The organism is Arenibacter palladensis, assembly GCF_900129275.1.
Taxonomy (GTDB): domain Bacteria; phylum Bacteroidota; class Bacteroidia; order Flavobacteriales; family Flavobacteriaceae; genus Arenibacter; species Arenibacter palladensis.
In genome coordinates this window covers 92799-116794 of the sequence record NZ_FQUX01000006.1, presented here as the reverse complement: position 1 = coordinate 116794, position 23996 = coordinate 92799, and the positions used below count along the sequence as shown (strand labels likewise).

21 protein-coding genes are annotated in these 23996 nt (G+C 40.2%); 10 read left to right on the top strand and 11 right to left on the bottom strand.

All coding sequences use genetic code 11. The annotated features are described in order from the left end of the window. Position 1: 1 nt before the first annotated feature. Entirely contained in the window at positions 2 to 1096 is a 1095-nt protein-coding gene (locus tag BUA60_RS16020) for a Nif3-like dinuclear metal center hexameric protein (protein ID WP_072863425.1), read from the bottom strand. A gap of 49 nt (positions 1097 to 1145) precedes the next feature. Here BUA60_RS16020 and lpxK point away from each other — a divergent pair, with 49 nt between their 5' ends. Next, positions 1146 to 2150: a tetraacyldisaccharide 4'-kinase gene (gene lpxK / locus BUA60_RS16015; RefSeq protein WP_072863741.1), complete on the top strand. Its 1005-nt coding sequence runs from the start codon at positions 1146 to 1148 to the stop codon at positions 2148 to 2150. Here lpxK and BUA60_RS16010 read toward each other — a convergent pair. From BUA60_RS16010 to BUA60_RS15970, 9 genes are all read right to left on the bottom strand, one after another. Continuing rightward, positions 2147 to 4345, bottom strand: a complete 2199-nt coding sequence (locus BUA60_RS16010; RefSeq protein WP_245802566.1) for a response regulator — start codon at positions 4343 to 4345, stop codon at positions 2147 to 2149. The two genes, lpxK and BUA60_RS16010, sit on opposite strands and share 4 nt — an antisense overlap. Positions 4346 to 4368: 23 nt before the next feature. Next, positions 4369 to 5379 carry a type I glyceraldehyde-3-phosphate dehydrogenase gene (gap, locus tag BUA60_RS16005; RefSeq protein WP_072863421.1) on the bottom strand — a complete coding sequence of 337 codons (1011 nt, stop codon included), beginning with the start codon at positions 5377 to 5379 and terminating at the stop codon, positions 4369 to 4371. Between the two features lie 69 nt (positions 5380 to 5448). Next, the gene (gene lipA / locus BUA60_RS16000; protein ID WP_072863419.1) at positions 5449 to 6324 is read right to left on the bottom strand and encodes a lipoyl synthase; all 876 of its coding nucleotides are present in this window, start codon (positions 6322 to 6324) and stop codon (positions 5449 to 5451) included. A gap of 314 nt (positions 6325 to 6638) precedes the next feature. Continuing rightward, positions 6639 to 7205: an RNA polymerase sigma factor gene (locus BUA60_RS15995; protein WP_072863417.1), complete on the bottom strand. Its 567-nt coding sequence runs from the start codon at positions 7203 to 7205 to the stop codon at positions 6639 to 6641. 36 nt (positions 7206 to 7241) lie between these two features. After that, on the bottom strand, positions 7242 to 7445 hold the full coding sequence (locus BUA60_RS15990; protein ID WP_072863415.1) for a membrane or secreted protein: 204 nt from the start codon (positions 7443 to 7445) through the stop codon (positions 7242 to 7244). A 78-nt stretch (positions 7446 to 7523) separates the two neighbouring features. Next, positions 7524 to 8282, bottom strand: a complete 759-nt coding sequence (locus BUA60_RS15985; RefSeq protein ID WP_072863414.1) for an anti-sigma factor — start codon at positions 8280 to 8282, stop codon at positions 7524 to 7526. Between the two features lie 85 nt (positions 8283 to 8367). Then, on the bottom strand, positions 8368 to 8937 hold the full coding sequence (locus BUA60_RS15980; protein ID WP_072863413.1) for an RNA polymerase sigma factor: 570 nt from the start codon (positions 8935 to 8937) through the stop codon (positions 8368 to 8370). Between the two features lie 198 nt (positions 8938 to 9135). After that, complete coding sequence (gene murB / locus BUA60_RS15975; RefSeq protein ID WP_072863412.1) at positions 9136 to 10152, bottom strand: UDP-N-acetylmuramate dehydrogenase; 1017 nt, start codon at positions 10150 to 10152, stop codon at positions 9136 to 9138. Next, entirely contained in the window at positions 10152 to 11342 is a 1191-nt protein-coding gene (locus BUA60_RS15970; protein ID WP_072863411.1) for a pyridoxal phosphate-dependent aminotransferase, read from the bottom strand. Before BUA60_RS15970 ends, murB begins: the two co-directional genes overlap by 1 nt. Before the next feature lie 152 nt (positions 11343 to 11494). On the opposite strand from BUA60_RS15970, the gene BUA60_RS15965 reads away from it, so the two are divergent. Continuing rightward, complete coding sequence (locus tag BUA60_RS15965; RefSeq protein WP_072863410.1) at positions 11495 to 12829, top strand: aspartyl protease family protein; 1335 nt, start codon at positions 11495 to 11497, stop codon at positions 12827 to 12829. A 131-nt stretch (positions 12830 to 12960) separates the two neighbouring features. On the opposite strand, the gene BUA60_RS15960 is transcribed toward BUA60_RS15965, so the two are convergent. Next, positions 12961 to 13347, bottom strand: coding sequence for a DUF1573 domain-containing protein (locus BUA60_RS15960; RefSeq protein ID WP_072863409.1), 387 nt, complete (start codon positions 13345 to 13347; stop codon positions 12961 to 12963). 197 nt (positions 13348 to 13544) lie between these two features. Between BUA60_RS15960 and BUA60_RS15955 the strand changes: the two genes are divergently transcribed. The 8 genes from BUA60_RS15955 to BUA60_RS15920 all read left to right on the top strand — a co-directional run bounded on the left by BUA60_RS15955 (position 13545) and on the right by BUA60_RS15920 (position 23933). Next, positions 13545 to 16175, top strand: a complete 2631-nt coding sequence (locus BUA60_RS15955) for a valine--tRNA ligase (RefSeq protein WP_072863407.1) — start codon at positions 13545 to 13547, stop codon at positions 16173 to 16175. Positions 16176 to 16248: 73 nt separating this feature from the next. Next, on the top strand, positions 16249 to 17265 hold the full coding sequence (locus BUA60_RS15950; protein WP_072863402.1) for a Gfo/Idh/MocA family oxidoreductase: 1017 nt from the start codon (positions 16249 to 16251) through the stop codon (positions 17263 to 17265). A 204-nt stretch (positions 17266 to 17469) separates the two neighbouring features. Continuing rightward, the gene (locus tag BUA60_RS15945) at positions 17470 to 18231 is read left to right on the top strand and encodes a CDP-alcohol phosphatidyltransferase family protein (protein WP_072863400.1); all 762 of its coding nucleotides are present in this window, start codon (positions 17470 to 17472) and stop codon (positions 18229 to 18231) included. 250 nt (positions 18232 to 18481) lie between these two features. After that, positions 18482 to 19549: a LacI family DNA-binding transcriptional regulator gene (locus BUA60_RS15940; RefSeq protein ID WP_072863398.1), complete on the top strand. Its 1068-nt coding sequence runs from the start codon at positions 18482 to 18484 to the stop codon at positions 19547 to 19549. A 65-nt stretch (positions 19550 to 19614) separates the two neighbouring features. After that, positions 19615 to 20688, top strand: coding sequence for a DUF6807 domain-containing protein (locus tag BUA60_RS15935; protein ID WP_143153210.1), 1074 nt, complete (start codon positions 19615 to 19617; stop codon positions 20686 to 20688). Between the two features lie 56 nt (positions 20689 to 20744). Then, positions 20745 to 22103 (top strand): Gfo/Idh/MocA family protein, encoded by a 1359-nt coding sequence (locus BUA60_RS15930; RefSeq protein WP_178347013.1) that lies wholly within the window; start codon positions 20745 to 20747, stop codon positions 22101 to 22103. A gap of 10 nt (positions 22104 to 22113) precedes the next feature. Continuing rightward, entirely contained in the window at positions 22114 to 23106 is a 993-nt protein-coding gene (locus tag BUA60_RS15925) for a Gfo/Idh/MocA family protein (RefSeq protein WP_072863394.1), read from the top strand. Continuing rightward, positions 23106 to 23933, top strand: a complete 828-nt coding sequence (locus tag BUA60_RS15920) for a 3-keto-disaccharide hydrolase (RefSeq protein ID WP_072863392.1) — start codon at positions 23106 to 23108, stop codon at positions 23931 to 23933. The genes BUA60_RS15925 and BUA60_RS15920 overlap by 1 nt, the downstream gene beginning before the upstream one ends. Positions 23934 to 23996 lie beyond the last annotated feature (63 nt).

The window sequence follows — 23996 nt, the reverse complement described above, 5'->3', positions numbered from 1 at the left end:
TTTAAAAATACTTGATGGGATTTGTTTTGCTCTCCGATAAAGAGACTGCAAAATTAGGAATTTTTTTCGTAAGATAATCAACTAAGAGATTTTTTGTAAACTGCTCTGTTTCATAGTGCCCAATATCTGCCAAAAGTATTTTGCCTTCCGCTTCATAGAATTGATGGTATTTTAAATCCGATGTTACAAAAACATCAGCATTCGCGGCTATTGCGGCCGATATGGCAAAGGAACCGCTCCCTCCCAAAAGCGCAACATTCTTTATTTTTTTTTCTAGAAAATCTGAGTGTCTTATGGAGGAAACATTCATTTTTACCTTCAAAAATTCAAAAAATTCCTCTTCCCCCATGGATTTTTCCAGATTTCCTACCATACCCATACCAATATTTTGGTTTTTATTTTCCAAAGTTTGTATCTCGTAGGCAACCTCTTCATAGGGATGGTTACCAAAAAGGGCCTTCAAAATTTTTTGTTCATTTGCCCTGCCATAGGTAACGCTTATCTGTGATTCGTCCTCATAATGTGTTTCCCCAATTTTTCCCAAATAGGGATTGGCTCCCGCCTTGGCTTGGTAGCTCCCAGTGCCATCCACCGTAAAACTGCAATTGCTATAATTGCCAATATTACCTGCTCCGGCATGGAATAGAGCGGTTTTAAGGGCATCGGCATTCTCTTTTGGGACATAGGTGGTCAATTTTCTAATGGTGCCCTTCTGAGGGATTAGAATGCTTGTGTTTTGCAGCCCCAAGACCTCACAGATTTTGGCATTGACCCCCTTATTGCTATTGTCCAGGGCAGTGTGCATACTGTATATGGCTATATCGTGTTTTATGGCCTTTATTACCACCCTTTGCACGTAATTGGAGCCGGTTATTTTCTTTAATCCTCCAAAAATAATAGGATGGAAACTAACTATAAGATTGCATTTTTTTGCTATAGCTTCCTCTACCACATTTTCCAGAGTATCCAGAGTTACCAGGATACCGTTTACCTCATTATTGGCATTGCCTACCAAAAGTCCAACATTGTCAAAATCTTCGGCATAATTCAGCGGCGCCAATTCCTCTAGGATATCTATAACTTGGTTTATGATCATTTTTAAAATTTATGGTCTTCCAAAGATAAAATATTATATTTTCGTTCTAATGCAGCTATTAAGAAAATTAGGCTTTCCCATTTCATTGATATACGCCCTAGTGGTATATCTGCGCAATTATTTCTATGACAAAGGATTGTTTAGCTTCAAATCCTTTGATACCAAAACCATTTGCGTGGGGAATCTCAGTGTTGGGGGTACTGGTAAAACCCCAATGATTGAGTTTTTGGTTAGCCATGTAAAAAAACATGGTAAAATTGCGGTATTGAGCAGGGGGTATGGTCGAAAATCCAAAGGCTATGTGCTGGCCAAACCTGGAATAGACGTAGAGGAGCTTGGGGATGAACCCTATCAGATTTATAAAAAATTCCCGAATGCCTTTGTCGCTGTGGATGCGGACAGGCAACATGGTATTTCCATATTGGAAGAAACCATTGGGCCAGATGTTATATTGTTGGATGATGCGTTTCAGCATAGAAAAGTAAGATGCGATCAATATGTGTTACTGACTTCTTACGACAGTTTATATGTAGACGATTGGTATTTGCCTACCGGTAATTTAAGGGATAGCAAACGGGAAGCAAGGCGGGCCAATATTATTGTGGTTACCAAGTGTCCATCAAATTTGAGTGTAGCCGAGCAACAAAGAATACGGAAAAAATTGATTCCTGGTCCAAGTCAGAAAGTGATTTTTAGCTTTTTGGAATATGAAACTAAATTAAAAGGTAATTTAGGGGAAATGGACTTGGCCGAGCTTAAAAATAAAAAAGTGACCCTGGTTACGGGGATAGCCAATCCGCAGCAGTTGGTAAGCTTTCTTGAGGCTCAAGGAATTGTGTTTGAACATTTGGCCTACGCTGACCACCATTTTTTTACGGAGAAGGAAATCGCCTTGTTCAATAACAGGGAGATAGTACTTACTACCGAAAAGGATTATGTAAGAATGGAGGGTAGAGGTGAAAATTTTTATTATATAGGGGTAAGGCACAAATTCATGAATGGGGGAGAGGAAGTATTATTGAATTTGTTGGACGAAAGCACTACTACTCCTTAGGCTTCAATTTTTTTTTTCACATCAAAGATGTTCTCTCCTATTTTTTGATAGAATACCTCAGGTTTAAATGGTTTTGTAACCACGTCGTTGCAACCGGCCGCATAAAAACTTTCCAAACTGTCATCCAGGGAAATTGCGGTAAGGGCTATGATGGGTACCAATCTGTTGAACTTTCTGATTTCTATGGTAGCCTCTTCACCACTAATTCCGGGCATATGGATATCCATGAGGATACAGTCATAATCTGTTTTTCTGACCATGGCCACTGCTTCCAGACCGTTATTGGCAATATCACAGGTGATTTCCTTTTTGTTAAGCATTTTCTTGGTAATCACTTGGTTGATTTTGTTATCCTCCACGACCAATATATGTAGACCTGTAAAATCGTATTCCACCTCGGTAATTTCAAACGGGATATCATCAATAAGATCATCCTTGCTTTTTAGGTCCAATTCAAAGAAAAAGGAACTCCCTTTGCCTATTTCACTCTTAAGTCCAATTTTACTACCAAATAGGCCCAACAAACTCTTTACAATGGTCAATCCCAATCCGGTACCTCCATATTCCCTGTTAATTTGGATAGATCCCTGTTCAAAGCTGTCAAAAATGGTAAGCTGTCTTTCCTTATCAATCCCAATACCATTATCCTTTACTTCAAAATAAATGGTTAGATTCTCTTCCACTTTTTTGGCAAGCTTGGCGATAACCGTAACTTGACCTCCCTTGGTGAATTTTATTCCATTACCGATAAGGTTTATAAAAATTTGTGAAAGTTTAAGGGGGTCGCCCAAAAGATGCGACGGAATATCCTCATCAAATTCCAGTACAATTTTTGTTTTGTTGGCCTTGGCACTTTGGTGCAGGGAATTGATTACTTCTGAAAGTATCTTTTTAAGATTGAAATCTATTTGTAGGGCTTCCAGCTTATCAGCATCAATTTTGTTGATCTGAAGAATGTCATTAATGAAATTCAATAAATAGTCACCAGAAAACTTTAACGATTTTAGATGTTCTTTTTGATTTTCACTGGGGTTCTCCTCCAGTAATAAATGTGTTAGGCCAGTGACCGCATATAGTGGTGTTCGCAATTCGTGGCTTACCGTGGAAAGGAAATTGGTTTTGGCCTCCATGGCCATTACCGCAGCATCCCTTGCGGCCTGTAATTCATTGTTTTTGGTATGTAACAGGTCGTTTGTCTTTAACTTTATCTGGTTATTTCTGTATAACGAAATGGCCAGTATGGAAATTACTATTAAAAAGGCGGCAGTTAAAATTGCCGTTATTTCCGTTCTATTTTTGGATTGGTTAAGTTCTTCTATCTTGGCTTCCTGACGGCCAATCTCATCCTTCATAAACTTGGTTTGGATGTTATCTGCCGTTTTGGTCTCCGCTAAACTTTTTTCAATGGTAAAAATAGAGTCCTTAATGTTCAGTATGTTCCTGTTATAGGCCAGTGCAGATTCAAAAAGCCCAAGTTTTTCATTGGTCTCTGTAAGAAGTCTATTGGCCTCCAGTACTTCCAAATAGAAGTTGTTGGCCTTTGCCAATTTTAAGGCACTCTGCGCATTTTTAATGCTCTCCTCGTAATTTTCTGTCCTGTTGTTGATCTCCGCCAATTTAATGTGGGCTTTGGCGGCCAGATAGTCCTTTTCGTAAATGTCCGTATTTACGGCCAGGGCATTGAAATTTTTTGTGGCACTTTCGTATTTTTCCAGATTTAAGAAAATAATCCCTTCTACAAAAAGAATATTGTTCAGTAAATTTCTGTCGTTGTTGATCTGTTTTGCTTCGTTGAGCATAGAGATGGCCAAGAAATTTTTACCGTCCCTATAGGAAATAATGGCATCTATGTATTTATGTGTAGCTTCACCATAGGGATAAGAAATATCCTTTAAAAGTGATTTGGACCTGTCCGCATAATATTCCGCGCTTTCATCCTTTTGAAGTCGTAAATATAAAATGGCGAATTTATGGTAGGTATCTATCAGGGCCTTTTGATCATTGTTCTTAAAGGCAATCTCCATTGCAGTATTCAATTCCTCAAGGGCAGGTTCAATGTTATTCTTGTTGCCCAATTCCCTTGCCTTATCAAAATGATATTCTATATCCTGTCCGGCAGCTTGACTTTCCTGGGTATAGGAATGATTTAAGTAAAAAAACAATAGAACCGTAAGGAGCCACAATTTTCTGTTCAAATTAATATGTAAGAATTTAGGTCTCAAACGTATCGTTTACTTGTAATATAATTAATTAAATCTACAATTCTGCTGCTGTATCCGGTTTCGTTATCGTACCATCCAATAATTTTAACCATTTTACCGATTACAGAAGTCATCAGAGAATCAAACGTACAAGAGTAATAAGTATTGTTTATATCGATGGAAACTATGGGGTCTTTAGTGTAATATAGAATGTTTTTAAGTTCTTTTTGCGATATTTTTAGAAAAGCATCATTAATTTCCTCAATGGAGGTTTGCCTTTTTACATTAAAAGTAATGTCGGTCAAAGAGCCATTTGGTACTGGAACCCTTATGCCGCAGCCTCCAATAACATCCGATAGTTCTGGAAATATTCTGGTTAGGGCCTTGGCCGCCCCGGTCGTGGTAGGGACAATGGATTGTGAGGCCGCCCTTGCCCTTCTTAAGTCCTTATGGGGCTGGTCGTGCAGACTTTGATCCGTGGTGTAGGAATGGATGGTGGTTATATAAGCCTGCTCTATACCGCAAAGATCTTGAATAACCTTTATCATTGGTGCGGCATTGTTCGTGGTACAGGAGGCATTGGAAATAATGTCATCTGTTGGGACAAGGGTTTCGTGGTTTATTCCAAATACCACCATCTTTATGTCATCTTCGGTTGGAGGTACACTTAGAATAACCTTTTTGGCCCCATTCTTAATGTGGTATTCCAAGATTCTCCTGTCCTTAAACTTCCCAGTGGCCTCAACAACAATATCAACTTTATGATCGGACCAAGGGATGTCTTTCGGAGAATTGTAATTTAACAGTGCAACCTTATTATTGTCTACGATTATATGATTGTTGCTGTGGGATACTTCTTTTTGAAATACTCCGTGGATACTATCGTATTTCAATAAATGTGACAATGTAGGGGCATCTGCCAGATCGTTAATGGCCACCACTCTTAAATGAGGTTGCTCGCTTAGGAGTCTAAATAGGGTACGACCAATTCTACCAAAGCCGTTTATACCAATATTAATTTGTTTCATAAATAGGGTCAAGCCAATTTATCCGCATAATCACGGATGGATATTCTAGATAAGGGGTGTAAGGGCTACTTACTTTATATGCTTGTGTGCCTTGTATGATGAACGTACCAAAGCTCCACTTTCTACATGCCTAAAACCTAATTGAAGGCCTATTTCTTCATATTTCTTAAACTGGTCCGGCAGAATAAACTCCTTTACCGGTAAATGCTTTTTAGAGGGCTGCAGATATTGGCCTATAGTGACCACGTCAACATTGGCTGCCCTAAGGTCCTCCATGGTTTGGATTACCTCTTCCTCCCTTTCGCCAAGTCCCAACATTATTCCGGACTTGGTGCGGTTGGCGCCGTTTTCCTTTAAATAGGAAAGGACTCCTAGACTTCTTTCGTATTTTGCCTGTATGCGAACCTCCCTTGTCAATCGTTTTACGGTTTCCATATTGTGGGATATTACTTCAGGCCCAACGGCAAGGATTCGGTCTAAATGGGTATGGATACCCTGAAAATCTGGAATTAATGTCTCCAATGTAGTAGTGGGGTTCATTCTTCGTATAGCCTTCACAGTTTCGGCCCATATAATGGAGCCCATATCTTTTAGGTCATCACGATCCACAGAAGTTATTACGGCATGTTTAATGTCCATTATTTTAATGGATCTGGCCACTTTTTCCGGCTCCGCCCAATCTACATCTTCTGGTCGACCTGTTTTTACGCCACAAAATCCACAGGAACGGGTGCATACATTTCCTAAAATCATAAAAGTTGCAGTGCCTTCCCCCCAACATTCACCCATATTAGGGCAACTGCCCGAGGTGCATATGGTGTGAAGGTTGTACTTGTCCACTAATCCCCTTAACTGGGTGTATTTTTTGCCCGTAGGAAGTTTTACCCGTAACCATTTGGGTTTGCCTTTTGGTGGGATTACACTGTCTATAGTTTCGATACTCATACTATGATTTTGTGCAAATATACGAAATGGGAGATAGTTAAAATACCAAATGCAGGCAAAGTATGGGAATGCAATATTCTAGAAGTTGTTACTGCCTATATAAGGGGTTGGTTATTGTGGCCAAGTAAATAATCATGTGAAATGTGATAGGGGGTAATAGGGCCGGTAGAATTTGCAAAACTGCCAGAAGTGGGGTGTTTTAATTGCCTATGAAACCTGTTTTTTACAAGGTTCCAATTCTAATGTCCAACATCTGTGGCAGGTATCCCGGTTCGAAGGTTGTTTCTTCAAAAAACAAGGGTAATCCAACAGTACTAATTGTTATTTTTAATAATTTCTGCTAGCAGCCTTTTTGCCCTAAGTAGTTTAACCTTTACATTATTGATGGGTTCCCCTAGTTTTTCGGCAATTTCGGCATAGGGCAGTTCCTGAAAATACCTAAGATTTATTACCTCTTGGTAATGTGGTTTTAGCCTTTTTATATATTCCAACAAAGCGGCCAAATTTTGTTCCGTAATTAAACTGTCTTCCGGGGAAGGGGCATCATCCAAAACCTTCTTTATGGCTTCGCTGCTACCTTCTTGGTTGCCCTGTAGCACGTTTCTTTTGCTTTTGCGGATAAGGTCTATGTGCAAATTTTTGGAGATGGCGATCAGCCATGTCTTAAATTCATAATCTTCATTAAAGGTATGTATCTTGTCAAAAGCCTTGGAAAATGTCTGGATGGTAATGTCCTCGGCATCGTTCTCATTTCTGGTCCTGATCAATTGAAAGCCGTATACGTCGTTCCAAAAGTTATTTAATAACGCACTGAAGGCCATCTGATTGCCTAATTTGGCTTTTTCAATAAGATTGGGAAGTGGTTCTTCGGTTTTGTCCAAGATGAGAATTTGTAAAGGGTGATAATAACCGGATTTCTATCGTGTAACTGAATCCTTTCTGCAATCCTGCTCTGTGGGGAGTTTTCCACAGTAGCCACATGCTTCTCCGTCCTTGTTTAAAAACGGGCTCTGACTGGCGCAAGTTCCCGCAAATTTACCATCCTTTTTAGACCATATTTTTATTGCAATACCTGCAAAAGCAAGTGCTAGTAGACCTATTGTTAAAAATAATAATTTCATATCCCTGCATTATTTAATGCAAAGATATGAAATTTATAACCTTAACAATAAGGATTAGGATTACTTTAAGTCCTTTGTTTAATAGGAGATATTGGCTACAATATTCTCCACGGTAGGCTTGGAATTACCACCAGTTGGTTCAATGGTGATGTATCCAACGGCATTCTCGCCATAGGGCAGGGCCATTAGTTTTTCACTATTGCTGGCTTCCTCTATCACTCCAAGGTTGAGCATCTGTCCGTTGACCTCTGCCCACATTTGATAGCATTGGTTTTCCGGAAGGTTCGGTAATTTGCTTACATTGATATAGGAAAGCTTTTTTACAGGATTAACATAGGCCACGGCCTTAAGTTCCTTGGCCTTGTTATTGCCTTTAACCGTAAGTCTCTTTGTTTTAGGGTTGTTGAGTACAATAAATTGATTTCTAACATCCTCCAACTGTAAACGCATATTCTCTTCCAAGTTCTGAATCTTATTGTTGACAATAACATTTTCCTCTTGCAAGTTTTGATTCTGGTTCCAAAAGAAATAGGATGCTCCAGCAAAAATCAGGGCAGCAAAACTGGCTGCAATGGCATACCTAAAGAATTTTGACCGTCCGGAATTTTCCTTTTTGATTCTGGTTTGAATTCTTTCCTTAAGGCCTTCCGGAGTTTTTAAGGCATGCAACTTGGCAAATATTTCAAGGTTTTCCTGAAGCTCAATATAGGTATTCCTAACCTCGGGATACATGGCAATATATCTTTCTACCTGGAATGCTTCCTCTTGGGTAGTGGTGCCTAATAGATATTTCTCTAGTAGGTCTGTTTCTAAAAATATTCTAATCTTTTCTTTCATGGCTTTATTATTTGTAGCACAATTTGGTCGGCTATGCTGTAACGTCAGCTTAATTGTTAGGTCTTAGTCTTATCAAGGTTGTGCTTTAATTCATAAATAAACTTAGTAAACAGGCAATAACCATCGTTGAACCATATATTTTCTTTAGCTCCCTAAGTCCAATCTTTAATCTAGATTTAATGGTACCTAGAGGTATGTCCAATTCTTCGCTTGCCTCCTGCTGGGTCATTCCTTGAAAAAATAGGGCGTCCAATACAATTTGATATTTTGAATCTATCTTATCCAAATTATCCTGAACGTCCATTAAGTCAGGGATTATACCTTCAGTTCCTAGTTTATATACGTCCGAAACGTCCATTTGGATTTCCTTATCGGATTTGTTGTTTGCACTTCTTAATTTGTCTATAGCCGTATTGCGCGTAATCCTAAACAGCCAAGTGAACAATTTAGCTTTTGTGGGGTCGTATGAATCCGATTTCTTCCAGATTTTAATGAAACTTTCCTGAACCACATCCTGAGCCAATTCCTCATCGCGTACTACCTTATAGGCAACCCCGTATAAGGTATCGCCGTAGTGTTCATAAAGAAGGGAAATGGCCTTGTCATTTCGCTCCTGTAGAAGCTCAACAATATGATTTTCCAGTAATATGCTCATATAATTAGTGTGTTCTCAAAAAAAAGTTGCCAAGCAATCATCCAATTACTTAGTTTTCATCGTATATACACAAACGCTAAATTATAAAATTGATTGTTATACTTAGCGTTTTAATTGGATAAATGGACAGCTGGTAACTGTGCATTTAATTTTTGGTTAGTTTGGTTTGGTATAGCCCCTGGCATTCTTTGTCAGGGGTTATTTTATTATATTGACTTCCGGACTAATTGTAATTCCGAAATTCTGCGACACACTTTCAATTATTTTTTCGGCCAGTTCAATGATATCGGCTCCCGAGGCATTACCGTAATTGACCAGCACCAAGGCTTGGTTTTTGTGTACTCCGGCATCGCCAAATCGCTTTCCCTTATATCCACATTGTTCAATGAGCCAGCCTGCCGGTATCTTGAACTCATTTTCGGATACCTTGTAAAAAGGGGCAGTGGGGTTCAGCTTAGTGAAGTTGTCGAATTGTTGTCTATCTACGACCGGGTTTTTGAAGAAACTTCCGCTATTGCCCAATTCCTTTGGGTCTGGCAACTTACTTTTTCTTATGGCAATTACCGCATTGGAGACATCCTTAATGCCGGGATTGGTAATACCATTATGCTGCAATTCGGAAACAATGGCCCCATAGTCCACATTTAGCTTGTGATTTCTTTTGGTCAATTTAAAACTAACGGAAGTAATAATGTATTTTCCAAGCCCTTCATTTTTGAAATAGGAATCGCGATAGCCAAACTGGCACTCGTCCTTGGTAAAGGTTTTAAGTTCACGGGTGGCTATTTCCATGGCCTCGCAACATACAAAGGTGTCCTTTAGTTCAACTCCGTAGGCGCCTATGTTCTGAATTGGAGCGGTACCCGTATTACCTGGAATGAGGGATAAATTCTCCAATCCACCATAATCGTGGTCCAAGGTCCACAATACCATATTGTGCCAATTTTCACCGGCATAGACTTTTATGATGGCCTCATCCTTATTTTCTGAAACTACCTCAATTCCCTTAAGGTTGATATGCAGTACCAGGTTCTCCAAATCTTTGGTGATGAGCATATTACTACCGCCCCCAAGTACAAATAAATTGGGATATCCCTTAAGCTCCAGTGCTTGTTTTAGTTCGGCGATCGAATTTATTTCACAAAAGAATCTTGCCTTGGCGTCAATTCCAAAAGTATTGTATTCTTTAAGGGATATGTCTTCCTGTATATCCATTAATTTGCATATACCTTTAAGGCCTCCTTTAAAATGTGAACAGCTCTTTTTAGATCTTCCTTTTCCAAGACATAGGCAATTCTGATCTGGTCGGTTCCCAAACCTTTTGTTGCATAGAATCCCGCTGCAGGTGCTACCATTACGGTTTCCCCGTTCAAATTGAAATCTTCCAGTAGCCATTGGGCAAAAACATCGGCATTGTCAATGGGAAGTTGTGCAATACAATAGAATGCCCCCTGTGGCTGGGCAACTACCACACCGTCAAGTTTGTTCAGTTCCGATATAAGTATGTTTCTGCGTTCCTCGTATTCCTTTTTTACATCATCAAAGTAAGATTGAGGGGTGTCCAAGGCAGCTTCACTTGCAATCTGGGCGTAGGTTGGTGGGGAAAGTCGGGCCTGGGCAAATTTAAGGGCGGTCTTTATAACTTCCTTATTTTTGGAGACCAAATATCCAATTCGAGCCCCGCACATACTATATCTTTTGGAAACAGAGTCTATTATAATGGCATGTTCTTCCAAGCCTTCTTCCTGAAGAATGGAATAATGCTCCCTACCTTCATAAATAAATTCACGGTATACCTCGTCGGCAATCAGGAAGAGGTTGTGTTTTTTTACTATTGCGGCAAGTTTTTTAATTTCTTCCCTTGTATATAAATAGCCTGTTGGATTTCCCGGATTACATATTAGGATTGCCTTTGTCCTTGGTGTTATTAGTTTTTCAAATTCATCAATGGGAGGCAATGCAAAATTATTCTCGATGTTGGAAACCACCGGTACTACCTTTATTCCACTGGCATTGGCAAATCCGTTGTAATTGGCATAAAAAGGTTCGGGGATAATAATTTCGTCGTCATTATCCGCAATACTTCCCAATGCAAAGGACAATGCTTCCGATCCACCTGTAGTGACTATAATATTGTCCGCATTAACATGAATGTTGTTCTTTGCGTAATATGCGGCAATCTTTTCCCTGTAGGATTCGGAACCCTCTGTTCTACTGTATGCCAGGACCTCCAAAGTATTGTTTTTAACGGCATCCAAGGCAACTTTGGGAGTTTTTATATCGGGTTGGCCAATATTTAGGTGGATGATCTTAATACCTCTTTTTATGGCAGCTTCAGCAAAAGGCACTAGTTTTCTTATTGGAGATTCCGGCATTGTTTCGCCTCTCCGTGAAATTGATGGCATATCGATTTTAATTTTAGACAAAAATGAGAAATCAATATGGACAAAACAATAAAACGGCCTTATTTGATTCCATATTAATATGTTAAATGATTCTATTGTCAAGGGTTTTGTTTGTAAATTAGAGGGTTAGGTTACTTAAAAATGGAAATAAGATGGCTTTCTTAAGACATATGGTTTTCCTTATTTGGTGCTGTCCAGTTCTGTTGTTATCGCAAAATTTTGAATTACCGGTTGGAGAAAAGTTTCAAAAGGTGAAGTTTCAATTGGTGAACAATCTTATTATAATTCCAATAGAGGTAAACGGCGCGGAACTTTCATTTATTTTGGATTCTGGGGTAAACAAGCCCATTCTTTTTAATTTATCGGATAAGGATTCCATTCAAATCAACAATGTATCGGAAATTGTAATAAAAGGCCTTGGTGAAGGTGAACCAATTGATGCCCTGAGTTCAGATTCCAATATTTTTAAGATTGGTAAAGTTGTCAATAAGGATCAGTTGCTCTATGTGGTCATGGACCCTGATCTGAACCTTTCCCCTAGGCTGGGTTTACCGGTCCATGGAATTATTGGTTATGACCTCTTTAGGGACTTTGTGGTCGAGATAAATTATTCATCAAAATTTTTAAAGCTTCATGACCGTGAACTGTATAAGTCCAAAAAAAGCTCTAAAATCCGTACAATTCCCTTGCGCATTGTGCAGAACAAAGCATATGTACAAGGTCATGTATTTATGAAAAATAAAAGCAGTATTCCTGTGGAGCTATTAATAGATTCGGGGAGTTCCGATGCGGTATGGCTTTTTGAGGATATGGATAAGGGATTAGGAATTCCTGAAGATAATTATGTGGATTTTCTGGGCCAAGGGCTAAGTGGTGGTATTTACGGAAAAAGGACCAAAATAGACGGAATTAGCTTGGGTGGCTTTCAGTTAAGGGATGCCAAAACGGCATTTCCAGATTTACAGTATTTTAATTCCATTACCGCCTTTGGGAATAGAAATGGTAGTTTGGGCGGAGAAGTCCTAAAAAGATTTACCCTAGTATTCAATTATGGTGAGCGTACCCTGAGCTTGCGTAAAAATGCACTTTTTGATCACCCATTCGATTTTAATTTGAGCGGGATAGATATCCAGCATAACGGGATGCGTTATATTTCCGAAAGTATAGCCGATGCAGGTGGATTGGTATTGGTGGATAGTGGCAAGTCGTTCGGGGATGTGCAAATTCTCTTCGAGAACATGACTAGACTAAGTATGGTGCCGGAAATTATAGTGTCCGGTATACGTGCGGGAAGTCCAGGGCATAAGGCCGGTTTGCAGGAAGGGGACGTTATTCTTGCCGTAAATGGGAAAAAGGTACACCATTACAAACTTCAACAAATCCTGCACATGCTCAATGAAAAGGAAGGAAAACGGGTGAAGGTGCTTATAGAGCGTTACCAAAAAGACATGCTGATAACCTATGTGCTTAAAGGTTTGTTCAAATAAATGAGTCTGGATTTGTTCACCTATCACCTGCAATCCAGCGGTGGCTTTAGCAATATGGGTCCCTTAAAAAAGAAAGCTTGTTAAATACCCACAATTGGTACTTAACAAGCTTATATATTTATGAATGGTATTTATTTACCTTCTGCCGGCAATACCTTTCCTTTAATTTTTAACACCTTCGTTGGGGTGTCAGCGTTGGAAATAACAGTAATCGCTTTTGCGATTGGTCCAACTCTATTAGTGTCATATTTTACTTGTATCTGTCCAGTTTTACCTGGTAAGATAGGACCTTCCGGTTTTTTTGGAATGGTACATCCACAGCTAGAGCTAACCTTGCTTATAACAAGTGGGGCATCCCCTGTATTCGTAAATTCAAATATCCTTACACCATCGCTTCCTTTAGCGATTTCACCATAATCAACGGTTTCTGTTTTGAATTTGATTTTCGCTACATTTTCTTGAGCGGTTAGGCCAAAACCTAAGAGACCAATAAATAGAACTAGTACTATTTTTTTCATATTTTTAGTTTTTGGTGAATTTCAAAAGTAAATGTTTTTAATGAACCTCCAAAATTCTTTTGTTATGTAATAACGTTACTTATTTTTGTTTCGTATTTCAAAATGGTCGAAAACCTTAGAATTACTTCAAGTTTAACCTTAATATTGCACTCATTTAGTAATCGTCCGTATAGGGCAAGCAAAAACTGTTCCAAATAATGGAAATTCCATCAAAATATGAGCCTCACAGAGTAGAGGGCCAATGGTACGAGTATTGGACCAAACATAATTATTTTCATTCCACACCAGATGATAGGGAGCCATATACCATAGTTATACCACCACCCAATGTTACCGGTGTATTGCATATGGGGCATATGTTAAACAATACCATACAGGACGTTTTGATCCGTAGGGCCCGTTTAATGGGGAAGAATGCCTGCTGGGTTCCTGGTACCGATCACGCTTCCATAGCTACGGAGGCCAAAGTGGTTGCCAAACTAAAGGAACAGGGGATAGATAAAAAGGATATCACCCGTGAGGAATTTTTGAAGCATGCTTGGGATTGGACCCATGAATATGGTGGTGTCATCTTGGAACAGTTGAAGAAATTGGGCTGTTCCTGCGATTGGGAGCGTACCAAGTTTACCATGGATGACAATATGTCCGCCTCCGTTATCAAGGTTTTTGTGGATCTTTATAATAAAGGGCTCATATACAGGGGCTATCGTATGGTAAACTGGGACCCTGAGGCAAAAACTACACTGTCCGATGAGGAAGTTGTATATGAGGAAAGACAAGGCTTGTTGTATTATTTGTCCTATAAAATAGAAGGTTCGGAGGAGACCGTTACCATTGCCACGACTAGGCCGGAGACCATTTTAGGGGATACGGCAATCTGTATTAACCCAAATGATGAGCGTTATGCCCACCTGAGAGGAAAAAATGCCATAGTGCCCATATGCAATAGGATCATACCCATAATAGAGGATGAATATGTTGATGTTGAATTTGGAACGGGTTGTCTAAAAGTGACCCCAGCGCACGATATCAATGACAAGGCCCTAGGAGAGAAACACAATCTGGAGACCATAGATATCTTTAATGAGGATGCCAGTTTAAATAGTTTTGGACTGCATTATGAAGGTAAGGACCGTTTTGAGGTTCGTAAATCCATTTCAAAAGAATTGGAAGAAAAGGGCTTTTTGGTAAAGACAGAACAGCATATTAATAAAATTGGTACATCGGAAAGGACCAAAGCGGTCATTGAACCAAGGTTGTCCGATCAGTGGTTCTTAAGTATGGAAGAACTGGCCAAACCAGCTATAAAGGCGGTTTTGGAGGATGACGATATAAAGCTTTTTCCTAAAAAATTCGAAAATACCTATCGCCATTGGATGGAAAATATCCGCGATTGGAACATTTCACGACAATTGTGGTGGGGACAACAAATCCCGGCCTATTATTATGGAGATGGTCAGGATGATTTTGTCGTGGCCGAAACCGAGGAAGCGGCTTTGGATCTTGCCAGGAAAAAATCCGGAAATTCCAATTTAACATTGAAGGACCTAAAACAGGATGCAGATGCCCTGGATACCTGGTTTTCTTCTTGGTTATGGCCTATAAGTGTTTTTAACGGGATTTTGGAGCCCGATAATAAGGAAATAGAGTATTACTATCCTACCAATGATTTGGTGACCGGGCCGGATATATTGTTCTTTTGGGTGGCCAGAATGATTATTTCAGGCTATGAATACCGAAATGAAAGACCTTTTGAGAACGTATATCTTACTGGGTTGGTGCGCGATAAGCAAAGAAGAAAAATGTCCAAGTCGCTCGGAAATTCGCCTGATGCGCTACAATTGATCGAAGATTACGGAGCAGATGGTGTTCGTGTAGGACTTTTATTGAGTTCCGCAGCAGGTAACGATCTAATGTTCGATGAAGCCTTGTGCCAACAGGGGAAAAACTTCGCCAATAAGATATGGAACGGTTTCCGTTTGGTAAAAGGCTGGGAAGTGGCAGATCTGCCACAACCGGAGGCTTCCAAGTTGGGTATTGAATGGTATACCTCCAAATTCAATAAAACTCTTGAAGAGATAGAGGACCATTTCAGTAAGTATCGTATCTCGGATGCTTTAATGGCCATTTATAAATTGGTTTGGGACGATTATAGTTCTTGGTTGTTGGAAATTATTAAACCGGCTTACCAGCAGCCTATAGATCGGATTACATTTGATGCCGTAATCCATATTTTTGAAGAAAACCTAAAACTATTGCATCCGTTTATGCCTTTTCTTACAGAGGAGGTTTGGCAGCACATTGCCGAACGTACCCCGGAAGAGGCATTGGTCATTGCTAAATGGCCAAGCGTACAGCCTGTAAACGAGGACCTAATAGAAGGCTTTAATTTTGCTGCGGAGGTTATTGCCGGAATACGTACCATTAGAAAAGAAAAGAATATTCCTATGAAAGATGCGCTACAATTGGCGGTTTTAAATGACGGGGATATTTCCAGGGATTGGGACGTGGTAATTGCCAAGCTCACTAATTTATCAGCTATTGATTATGTTGACAGCGCAGTAGACGGCGCTCTAACGTTCAGGGTGAAGTCCAATGAATACTTTGTTCCCATGGTAGGGGCCATTGACATTGGGGCGGAAATTAAGAAGTTGGAAGAGGAATTGGAGTATATAAAGGGCTTTTTGGTGTCCGTGCGAAAAAAACTTTCCAATGAACGTTTTGTGGCCAACGCCCCAGCGCAGGTAATTGACCTGGAACGGCAGAAGGAAGCGGACGCTATTGCTAAAATTGATACCTTGGAGAAGAGTTTGGCTAGTTTAAAGTAATTGCCAAGGTCTGTAATTACAGTGTTTCTGGGTAAGGGGAATGCCCATGTTTTTAATGAAAGTAACTTAAATTATGTCTAAAAAGATGATAAATACGGGTATTCTTTCATTCGGAATGTCGGGCACCTTGTTTCATGCTCCATTTTTGAATGAACATCCTGGGTTCCAATTAACCGCAGTGGTTGAGAGGAGTAAAAAAATAGCATCTAGGGCGTATCCCAATATAACAAGTTATGACAGTGTTGATGACCTTATAGCTGATAAGGACATTGAGCTGGTAGTGGTAAATACCCCCAATTATACGCATTTCGAATTTGCGCTAAAGGCGCTCCGGGCAAAGAAGCACGTTTTGGTAGAAAAGCCATTTTGTGTTAGCAGTGCTGAGGCCAAGGAACTTTTTGCAGAGGCAAAAAGGGTTGATCGTAGTATTCTGCCATATCAGAATAGAAGGTATGACAGTGATTTTCTTTCCGTTAAAAGTGTATTGGAGTCCGGTAAGCTTGGATCCTTGGTAGAGGCCCATATGCGGTACGATCGGTACCGACATCATATAGGTCCTAAGATTGCCAAGGAAACCCCAGTGCCTGGTAGTGGTCTCATGTATGATCTGGCCCCACATTTATTGGACGCCACTTTTGCATTATTTGGATACCCCTTGCAATGGAGCAAGTACACTGGGCAATTTAGGCCCAATACCCAGGTGGATGATTATGTGCATTTACATTTAGTGTATCCAAAGGGCGTGCAGGTGTTTTTAACAATGAGCATGTTGGTGGTGCAACCGCAAGCCGCTTTTGTTCTAAACGGAACCAAGGGTACATTTGTGAAACAGCGAACGGACATTCAGGAGCAGCAGCTTCTGGCGGGAATGAGTCCGGGAAACCCTTTGTTTGGTATAGAGGATGCCAATAGAAATGGTGTACTCACTACCATTTCCGAGAACGGTGAAAGGCATACGGAAGAAATAGAATCGGCAAAATCCTCTTATATTAATTTGTTCGAAGATGTTTACAAATCCATTATTGAAGGCGTTCCCTATCCTATTACCGAAAAAGACATCATACGGCAAATTGAGATTTTGGAAGGGTAGATGGCGGAGTTTTACTTTTGCTGGTTGCCATGTCTATAATTACAGTGTAATTTTCTCTCATAATTATTAGGGCCATTCCCTTGTTTTACGGAAGCCTAAAGAAATCGCATCTTATTTAATCGTATATTTAATAAGAATAAATAAGTGTGCTGTTTTAATTTAGGTAGCTAAGTCATTAAAAATGCTCCATAAAAAAAGCTGAGAATGTCTAAATTACCGGAAGATCATAAATTTTTAGACCTTTCTGACTATGGAAGACCAATTGCCAGGATTATTGCGAACGGACTAAAGAAAACCACCATTACGCCTATTCAGGTTACTTTTGGATTCCTTTGTTCGGGTGTTATAGCAGTGGCTTGCATGTATTATGGCTATAATTGGTACGCTGCCTTTTTTTTTATTTTAAAATCTATCTTGGATGCCGCCGATGGTGAATTGGCTCGGATCAAGGATACGCCCTCCTACACTGGCAGGTATTTTGATTCCCTTTCTGATTTTGTGTTGAATATCCTTATATTTTTGGTCCTATGGCGTATAACCAGGGTAGGTATTGGTTATACGGTATTGGCGTTCTTGGGACTGCAGCTTCAGGGTACCCTATATAATTATTATTACGTAATCTTGAGAAATAAGTTTCAAGGTGATGTTACAAGCCGAATTTTTGAATCTGGGACTCCGGTGGCAATGGTAGGGGAACATCAGCGCAATGTGAATGTTCTGTTTTGGTGGTACAGGGTACTTTATGGTAGTTTTGACCGAATAATTTATAAGTTGGATGGTGAAGCTGCCAATGGAAGGCATCTGCCTAATTGGCTTATGACGGCCGTATCTACCTTTGGTCTTGGGTTTCAGCTCTTAATAATAAGTGTGATGCTGGTTTTGGGCTGGGCAGACTACATAATACCCTTTTTTATAATGTACTCATTATTTATTTTTTTGTTTATCGCCATAAGAAAGTCGTTGTAGGCCAACATACATTCTGGTTTTTCTTTAGCATATATTTCACGAGGTCAAAGTTGTTGATTTAGGCATTCTAAAACGGTATTTCGGGTTTTGGCAATTAGGTGTGTGCTTACACATTTTTGTTGAAATTTACCTATATTAAGCTGTAATTTTTATAAAAAATGGCTCGTATGTCATGATAATTTTTATATTTGTGTGCCTACACACTTTTTTAATTCATTAGAGGTCATACAATTATATAAGTATATTTTAGATGGCAAAGAATAAAAAGACCACCATTCAGGATTTGGCAAACTATGCCAATGTTTCCATAGGGACCATTGACCGGGTTCTGCACAATAGGGGGAAGGTGTCACTTGCCAAAAGGAAAAAAGTAGAAGAGGCCATAGAGAAGTTGGATTTTAATCCCAATCTCCTGGCAAGAACATTGGCCTTGGGAAGACAGTTTAAGGTTTGTAGCCTGTTTCCAGAAGCTACCAATGTACATAGTTATTGGGCGTTACCGAAAATAGGGGTAGACCAGGGGGTGGAAGTATACAGGGATTTTGGAATGGAGCTTCATACTTATGAGTACAGTTTGTTTGACGAATCCAGTTTTGTTAAAAGTGCAGATGCCATCCTTGGGAAGAATCCTAGTGGCGTAATCTTGGCACCCTTATTTGAAAAGGAAAGTCTAGAATTTATAGCGAAGTTGGAAGAAAGGGATATTCCTTATGTCTTTATAGATGCCAATATCAAAAACAAGAAAAATCTCAGTTACATAGGCCCTGATCTGGAAGGTAGCGGTTATATAGCCGGGAAATTATTGAATTCCCTTCTGGAACCTTCAGATGATATACTTATTGTAAACATGGTTAAGGGATTCGAAAATAGTGCCCACACTGCCCTTGTGGAAAATGGCTTTCGGGATTATTTCAAGGAACATGGATTACGGACGAAAAGGAGTGTAAATTCCATTACAATACCCTCAACGGCCGAGACCGAAGTAAACAGGGAGCTGACAACCTATTATATTAAAAACCCGGGTACAAAGGGAGTATTCGTTACCAATTCCAGGGCGCATTTAATTTCCAAGTATCACGCTTTGCACGAATTGGATATAAAGGTGGTAGGGTTTGATATAGTTCCGGGAAATGTGACCGAGTTGAAAAATGGAAATATCGATTATATTATTTCCCAAAGACCAGTATTTCAAGGAGTAACCGCGGTAAAGACCTTGTTCGATTTTTTTGTTTATAAAAAATCACCGACCGCTGTGCAGTATGTGCCTTTGGATATAATTATTAAGGAAAACGTAGATTATTATATTAATTTTCAATAAAGGTCTTATGCAATAGCCATAACTTGGTAAATGCAAGGGCTTTCTTTAAACTAGAAATATATATTATGGGAATAAGAGTACTTGGTTGCTTATTGTTATTGGTCTTTTTTGGTTCTTGTGGCGAAAGCAAGTCTAAAAAGAATGATGTAATTCCATCACAGGAATTGGAAAAGACTGGCATTAGGGTAGAAAATAAAGTGACTGAACAAAAAGTGGATATCTTCTTCGGGGATGAATTGTTTACTTCTTATATCTACCCCGATAATATTATGAAACCCTGTTTATGGCCTATAGTGACATCTGAAGGTACGGAAATTACACGTAAATACCCATTGAAGGCAGTTGCCGGTGAGCGTGCTGATCACCCCCATCACATAGGCATGTGGATGAATTATGGAGATGTCAACGGTATTGATTACTGGGGACATTCTGAGGCTACCCCTGAAGATCGTAAGCCATTCAGTGGCGTTATCAGGCATCAAGAGGTTGTCCAAGCCGATGCCGATGGTACCCAAGGAACCATACGGGTACAAACCAACTGGGAAGCTCAGGGACGTACGCAGATAAAGGAAGATATAGAACTTCACTTTATGGACAAGGGCAAGGTAAGGGTCATAGATTGGATAAGTACCTTAAACGCCCAAGAGGATATTTTGTTCAAGGATACCAAAGAGGGAATGTTTGCCATTAGGGTAAGTAGAGAATTGGAATTACCTTCAGATAATCCCTTGACATTAACGGATGCACATGGAAACCCGGAGACCATCAAAGTCATAAATAATGATGTGGTTTCTGGAGACTATTTGAGTAGTGAAGGTATTAAAGGGGAAGATGTTTGGGGCACCCGGGCCAAATGGATGAAACTTTTTGGCAAATATAAGAAAGGAAAGGTTGCGGTGGTAATTATAGACCATAAAAAGAATCCTGGTTATCCGGCCTATTGGCATGCTAGGGGCTATGGACTTTTTGCTGTAAACCCATTGGGTCAAAATGTATTTTCGGAAGGAAAGGAAACTATGGACTTAAGTTTGAAAAAAGGAGATTCCGTACGTTTTGCTTTTCGTACGCTGGTGTGCTCGGGAGAAATCTCCGATGAAGAGATCAATGCCTTGGGGATGGAGTTTTCGGGCCTTTATTAGCCCCATTTTAATGACCTAAAAATAAATAAAGTTAATAACGATCAAACCTGGATAGCATGAAATCAAATTCAAGTTCAAGTTCAAGAAGAAGTTTTATTAAAAAAACCGCGGCCAGTTCGGCCTTTATAGCGGCGGCCGGAATCCTTCCCCAATTTAGTGCCAAAAGTTATGCCCGTATTCTAGGTGCCAATAATCGTATCAATGTATCCATGATGGGGGTGAATAGTAGGGGAAAGGCCTTGGCCCAAAATTTTGCAAGTCAAAATAATGCTGAGGTCATCCATGTTTGCGATGTGGATAGTAGGGCAATAGCGAATTGTCTGTCTGTCGTAAAAGAGCGTCAAGGCAGGGTGCCAAAATCTTATACCGATTTCCGCAAGTCTTTGGAAAGCAAGGATGTGGATGCCATGGTGATAGCTGCACCCGATCATTGGCATGCACCAGCATCGCTCTTGGCCATGGAAGCAGGAAAACACGTGTATGTGGAAAAGCCATGTAGCCACAACCCCAATGAAGGGGAAATTTTGGTGCGGGCGGCTAAAAAATATGGGAAGGTTATACAAATGGGGAACCAGCGTCGCTCTTGGCCCAATGTGGTTGAAGGAATAAATGCCCTGAAGGCCGGTGCCATAGGGAGGGTATATTTTGGTAAAGGATGGTATACCAACAATCGTACGTCCATAGGTATAGGGAAGGAAGTTGAGGTGCCCAAATGGTTGGATTGGGATCTTTGGCAAGGTCCGGCACCAAGAATGAAGTACAAGGACAATATTGTACATTACAATTGGCATTGGTTGTGGCATTGGGGTACAGGGGAAGCCCTTAATAATGGTACCCATATGATAGATTTATTGCGCTGGGGCATGCAGGTGGACTATCCCATTAAAGTGGGTTCAAACGGCGGTAGGTATAGGTATCAGGACGATTGGGAGACCCCGGATACACAGGTGATCAATTTGGATTTTGCCGAAGGATTGTCCATGTCCTGGGAGGGTAGGAGTTGCAATGGCAAACCTATAGAAGGGAGTTCGGTAGGAGTTATGTTCTATGGGGAAAATGGCAGTATGCTTATCCCTGGGGGCAATAGCTATAGCATTTTCGATTTGGAGGGCAATTTGGTTAAAGAGGTCAAAAATACTCAGGAAATAGACCCCAGAAATAATTCCAATCCAGCAGAACTTTTGGATGCCTTGCACATACAGAATATGTTCAGTGCCATCCAGAACGGTACAAGCCTCAATGCGGATATAGACTCTGGTCACAAAAGTACCTTGTTGGTGCAATTGGGGAATATTGCCCAGCGCACGGGCAGGTCTTTGAATATAGATCCCAATAATGGTCATATTTTGCAGGATAGCGATGCCCAGAAATTATGGAGTCGAGCTTATGAAAACGGTTGGGAAATGAAATTGTAAAAAAAAATATATGGCAAACAGAAGATCATTTTTAGAAAAAATTGGAAAAGGGGCTGCATTTTCAACCTTGGCCCTGTCCTTGCCGTCAACATTGTTTTCCCAGATAAAATTGGGAAAAGCCACGGTAGTGAAAAACAAGATTATCGGTATCATTGGTGCCGAGAATTCGCATACCAGAGGTTTTGGGAAGATGTTCAATTTGGATAAAAAATTTCCGGGATGGGAGGTTAAGTATGTATGGGGTGAAAAGGAAGAATTTGCACAACAGGCCAAAACAGAGGGGGCCATTCCCAATACTGTAAAAGACCCCTTGGAAATGATGGGTAAGATAGATGCATTGATCGTAGACCATAGACATGGCGATCTTCACTTGGATGCGGCCTTGCCGTTTGTAAAAGCTGGGATACCCACATTTATAGATAAACCATTTTGTTATAGCAGTCAGGCCGCGAAAATATTCCTTGAAATGGCAAGGGCGGTGGGTACTCCGGTCACATCCTACAGTTCAATAGCCCATAGCTATGCCACCGAAGATATGAGGAGGCAATTGGCGGAAAAAAAGGATATAAATCAAGTAACCTGTTACGGCAAGGCCGATATCAATTCCATTTATGGAGGCTTTTTCTTTTATGGCGTGCATATGGTAGAACCTCTTATCTATCTTTTTGATGAAAAAATTATTTCGGCCAAGTTCAATAAAAACGAAAAGGAGAATTTGAATAGTAGTGCTAGTCTAATATTTGAAAATGGAAGGATGGCCACTTTGGTCATTACTACCAAAAAGTATGGCTGGCAGACCTTTGTAGAGACAGATGAAGGCGTGGTAGAATTGAAGTCTAGAGTGAAGACTATTGAGCCGGACAAAAATTATGTAGATATGGTAAACATGTTCAGCACCGGAAAGGAACCGCGAAGCCACGAGAGCATTATTCATGGTATAGCCGTGTTGGAAGCAATTCAAAAATCCATTATTTCTGGTAATTGGGAATCCGTTATAGCATAATGAAGAGGAGCAAAAAGCATTTAATAAACTGTTTCTTGGCTCTTGCCTTAATAATAGGATTGGTATTGATAGGCTGCAGAAACAATGGGCAAAAGCCACAGGAAGCAATGAAGGGGCCGGAATTACTGCAAAATAGCCTTACTGAATTGGAGAAGGAGCAGGGCTGGGAACTGCTTTTTGATGGAAAGTCGTTTAATGGTTGGCGTGGTTTGGGTAGAAAGGATGTTCAGACCCAACTATGGAAAATTGAGGATGGGGCCATACGTAAACTGAATAGTGGAGAAGTGCCTTCCATGCCGGATGGGCAACCCTTGGAAGGGGGCGATCTAATGACGGTGGATACTTTTGATAATTATGAATTGTATTTTGAATGGAAGATATTAAAGGCGGGCAACACTGGCCTTAAGTATAATGTGTCCGAGGAAATGTCCCAGAAGTACGGTTCCCAATATTCCGCCCTGGGATTTGAATACCAATTATTGGATGATTCCGACACCCTTTATGCGGGCAAACTAAAGCCTTCCCAGTACACAGGGAGTCTTTATGATATGATTGCCGCTGACAATGCCGATGTTAGGCCGGCCGGGATGTACAATTCCAGCCGTATTGTGGTCAATGATAAGAATGTAGAACATTGGCTTAATGGGAAGAAGGTAGTTGAATATGAATTCGGTTCCCGGTATTTGGATTCACTTTACCAAAAAAGCAAGTATGTGGATTATCCGGGGTTTTTGGAAAAAAGAACGGGTCATATCGTCTTACAAAACCATAAGGACGATGCCTGGTTTAGGAATATTAAGATTCGCAAGATTAAATCGGGAAGTTAGTTTCCGATAACATTGATAAGGATCTGGAAATTATAAATTCAACAAATTGTTATGATAATTAAA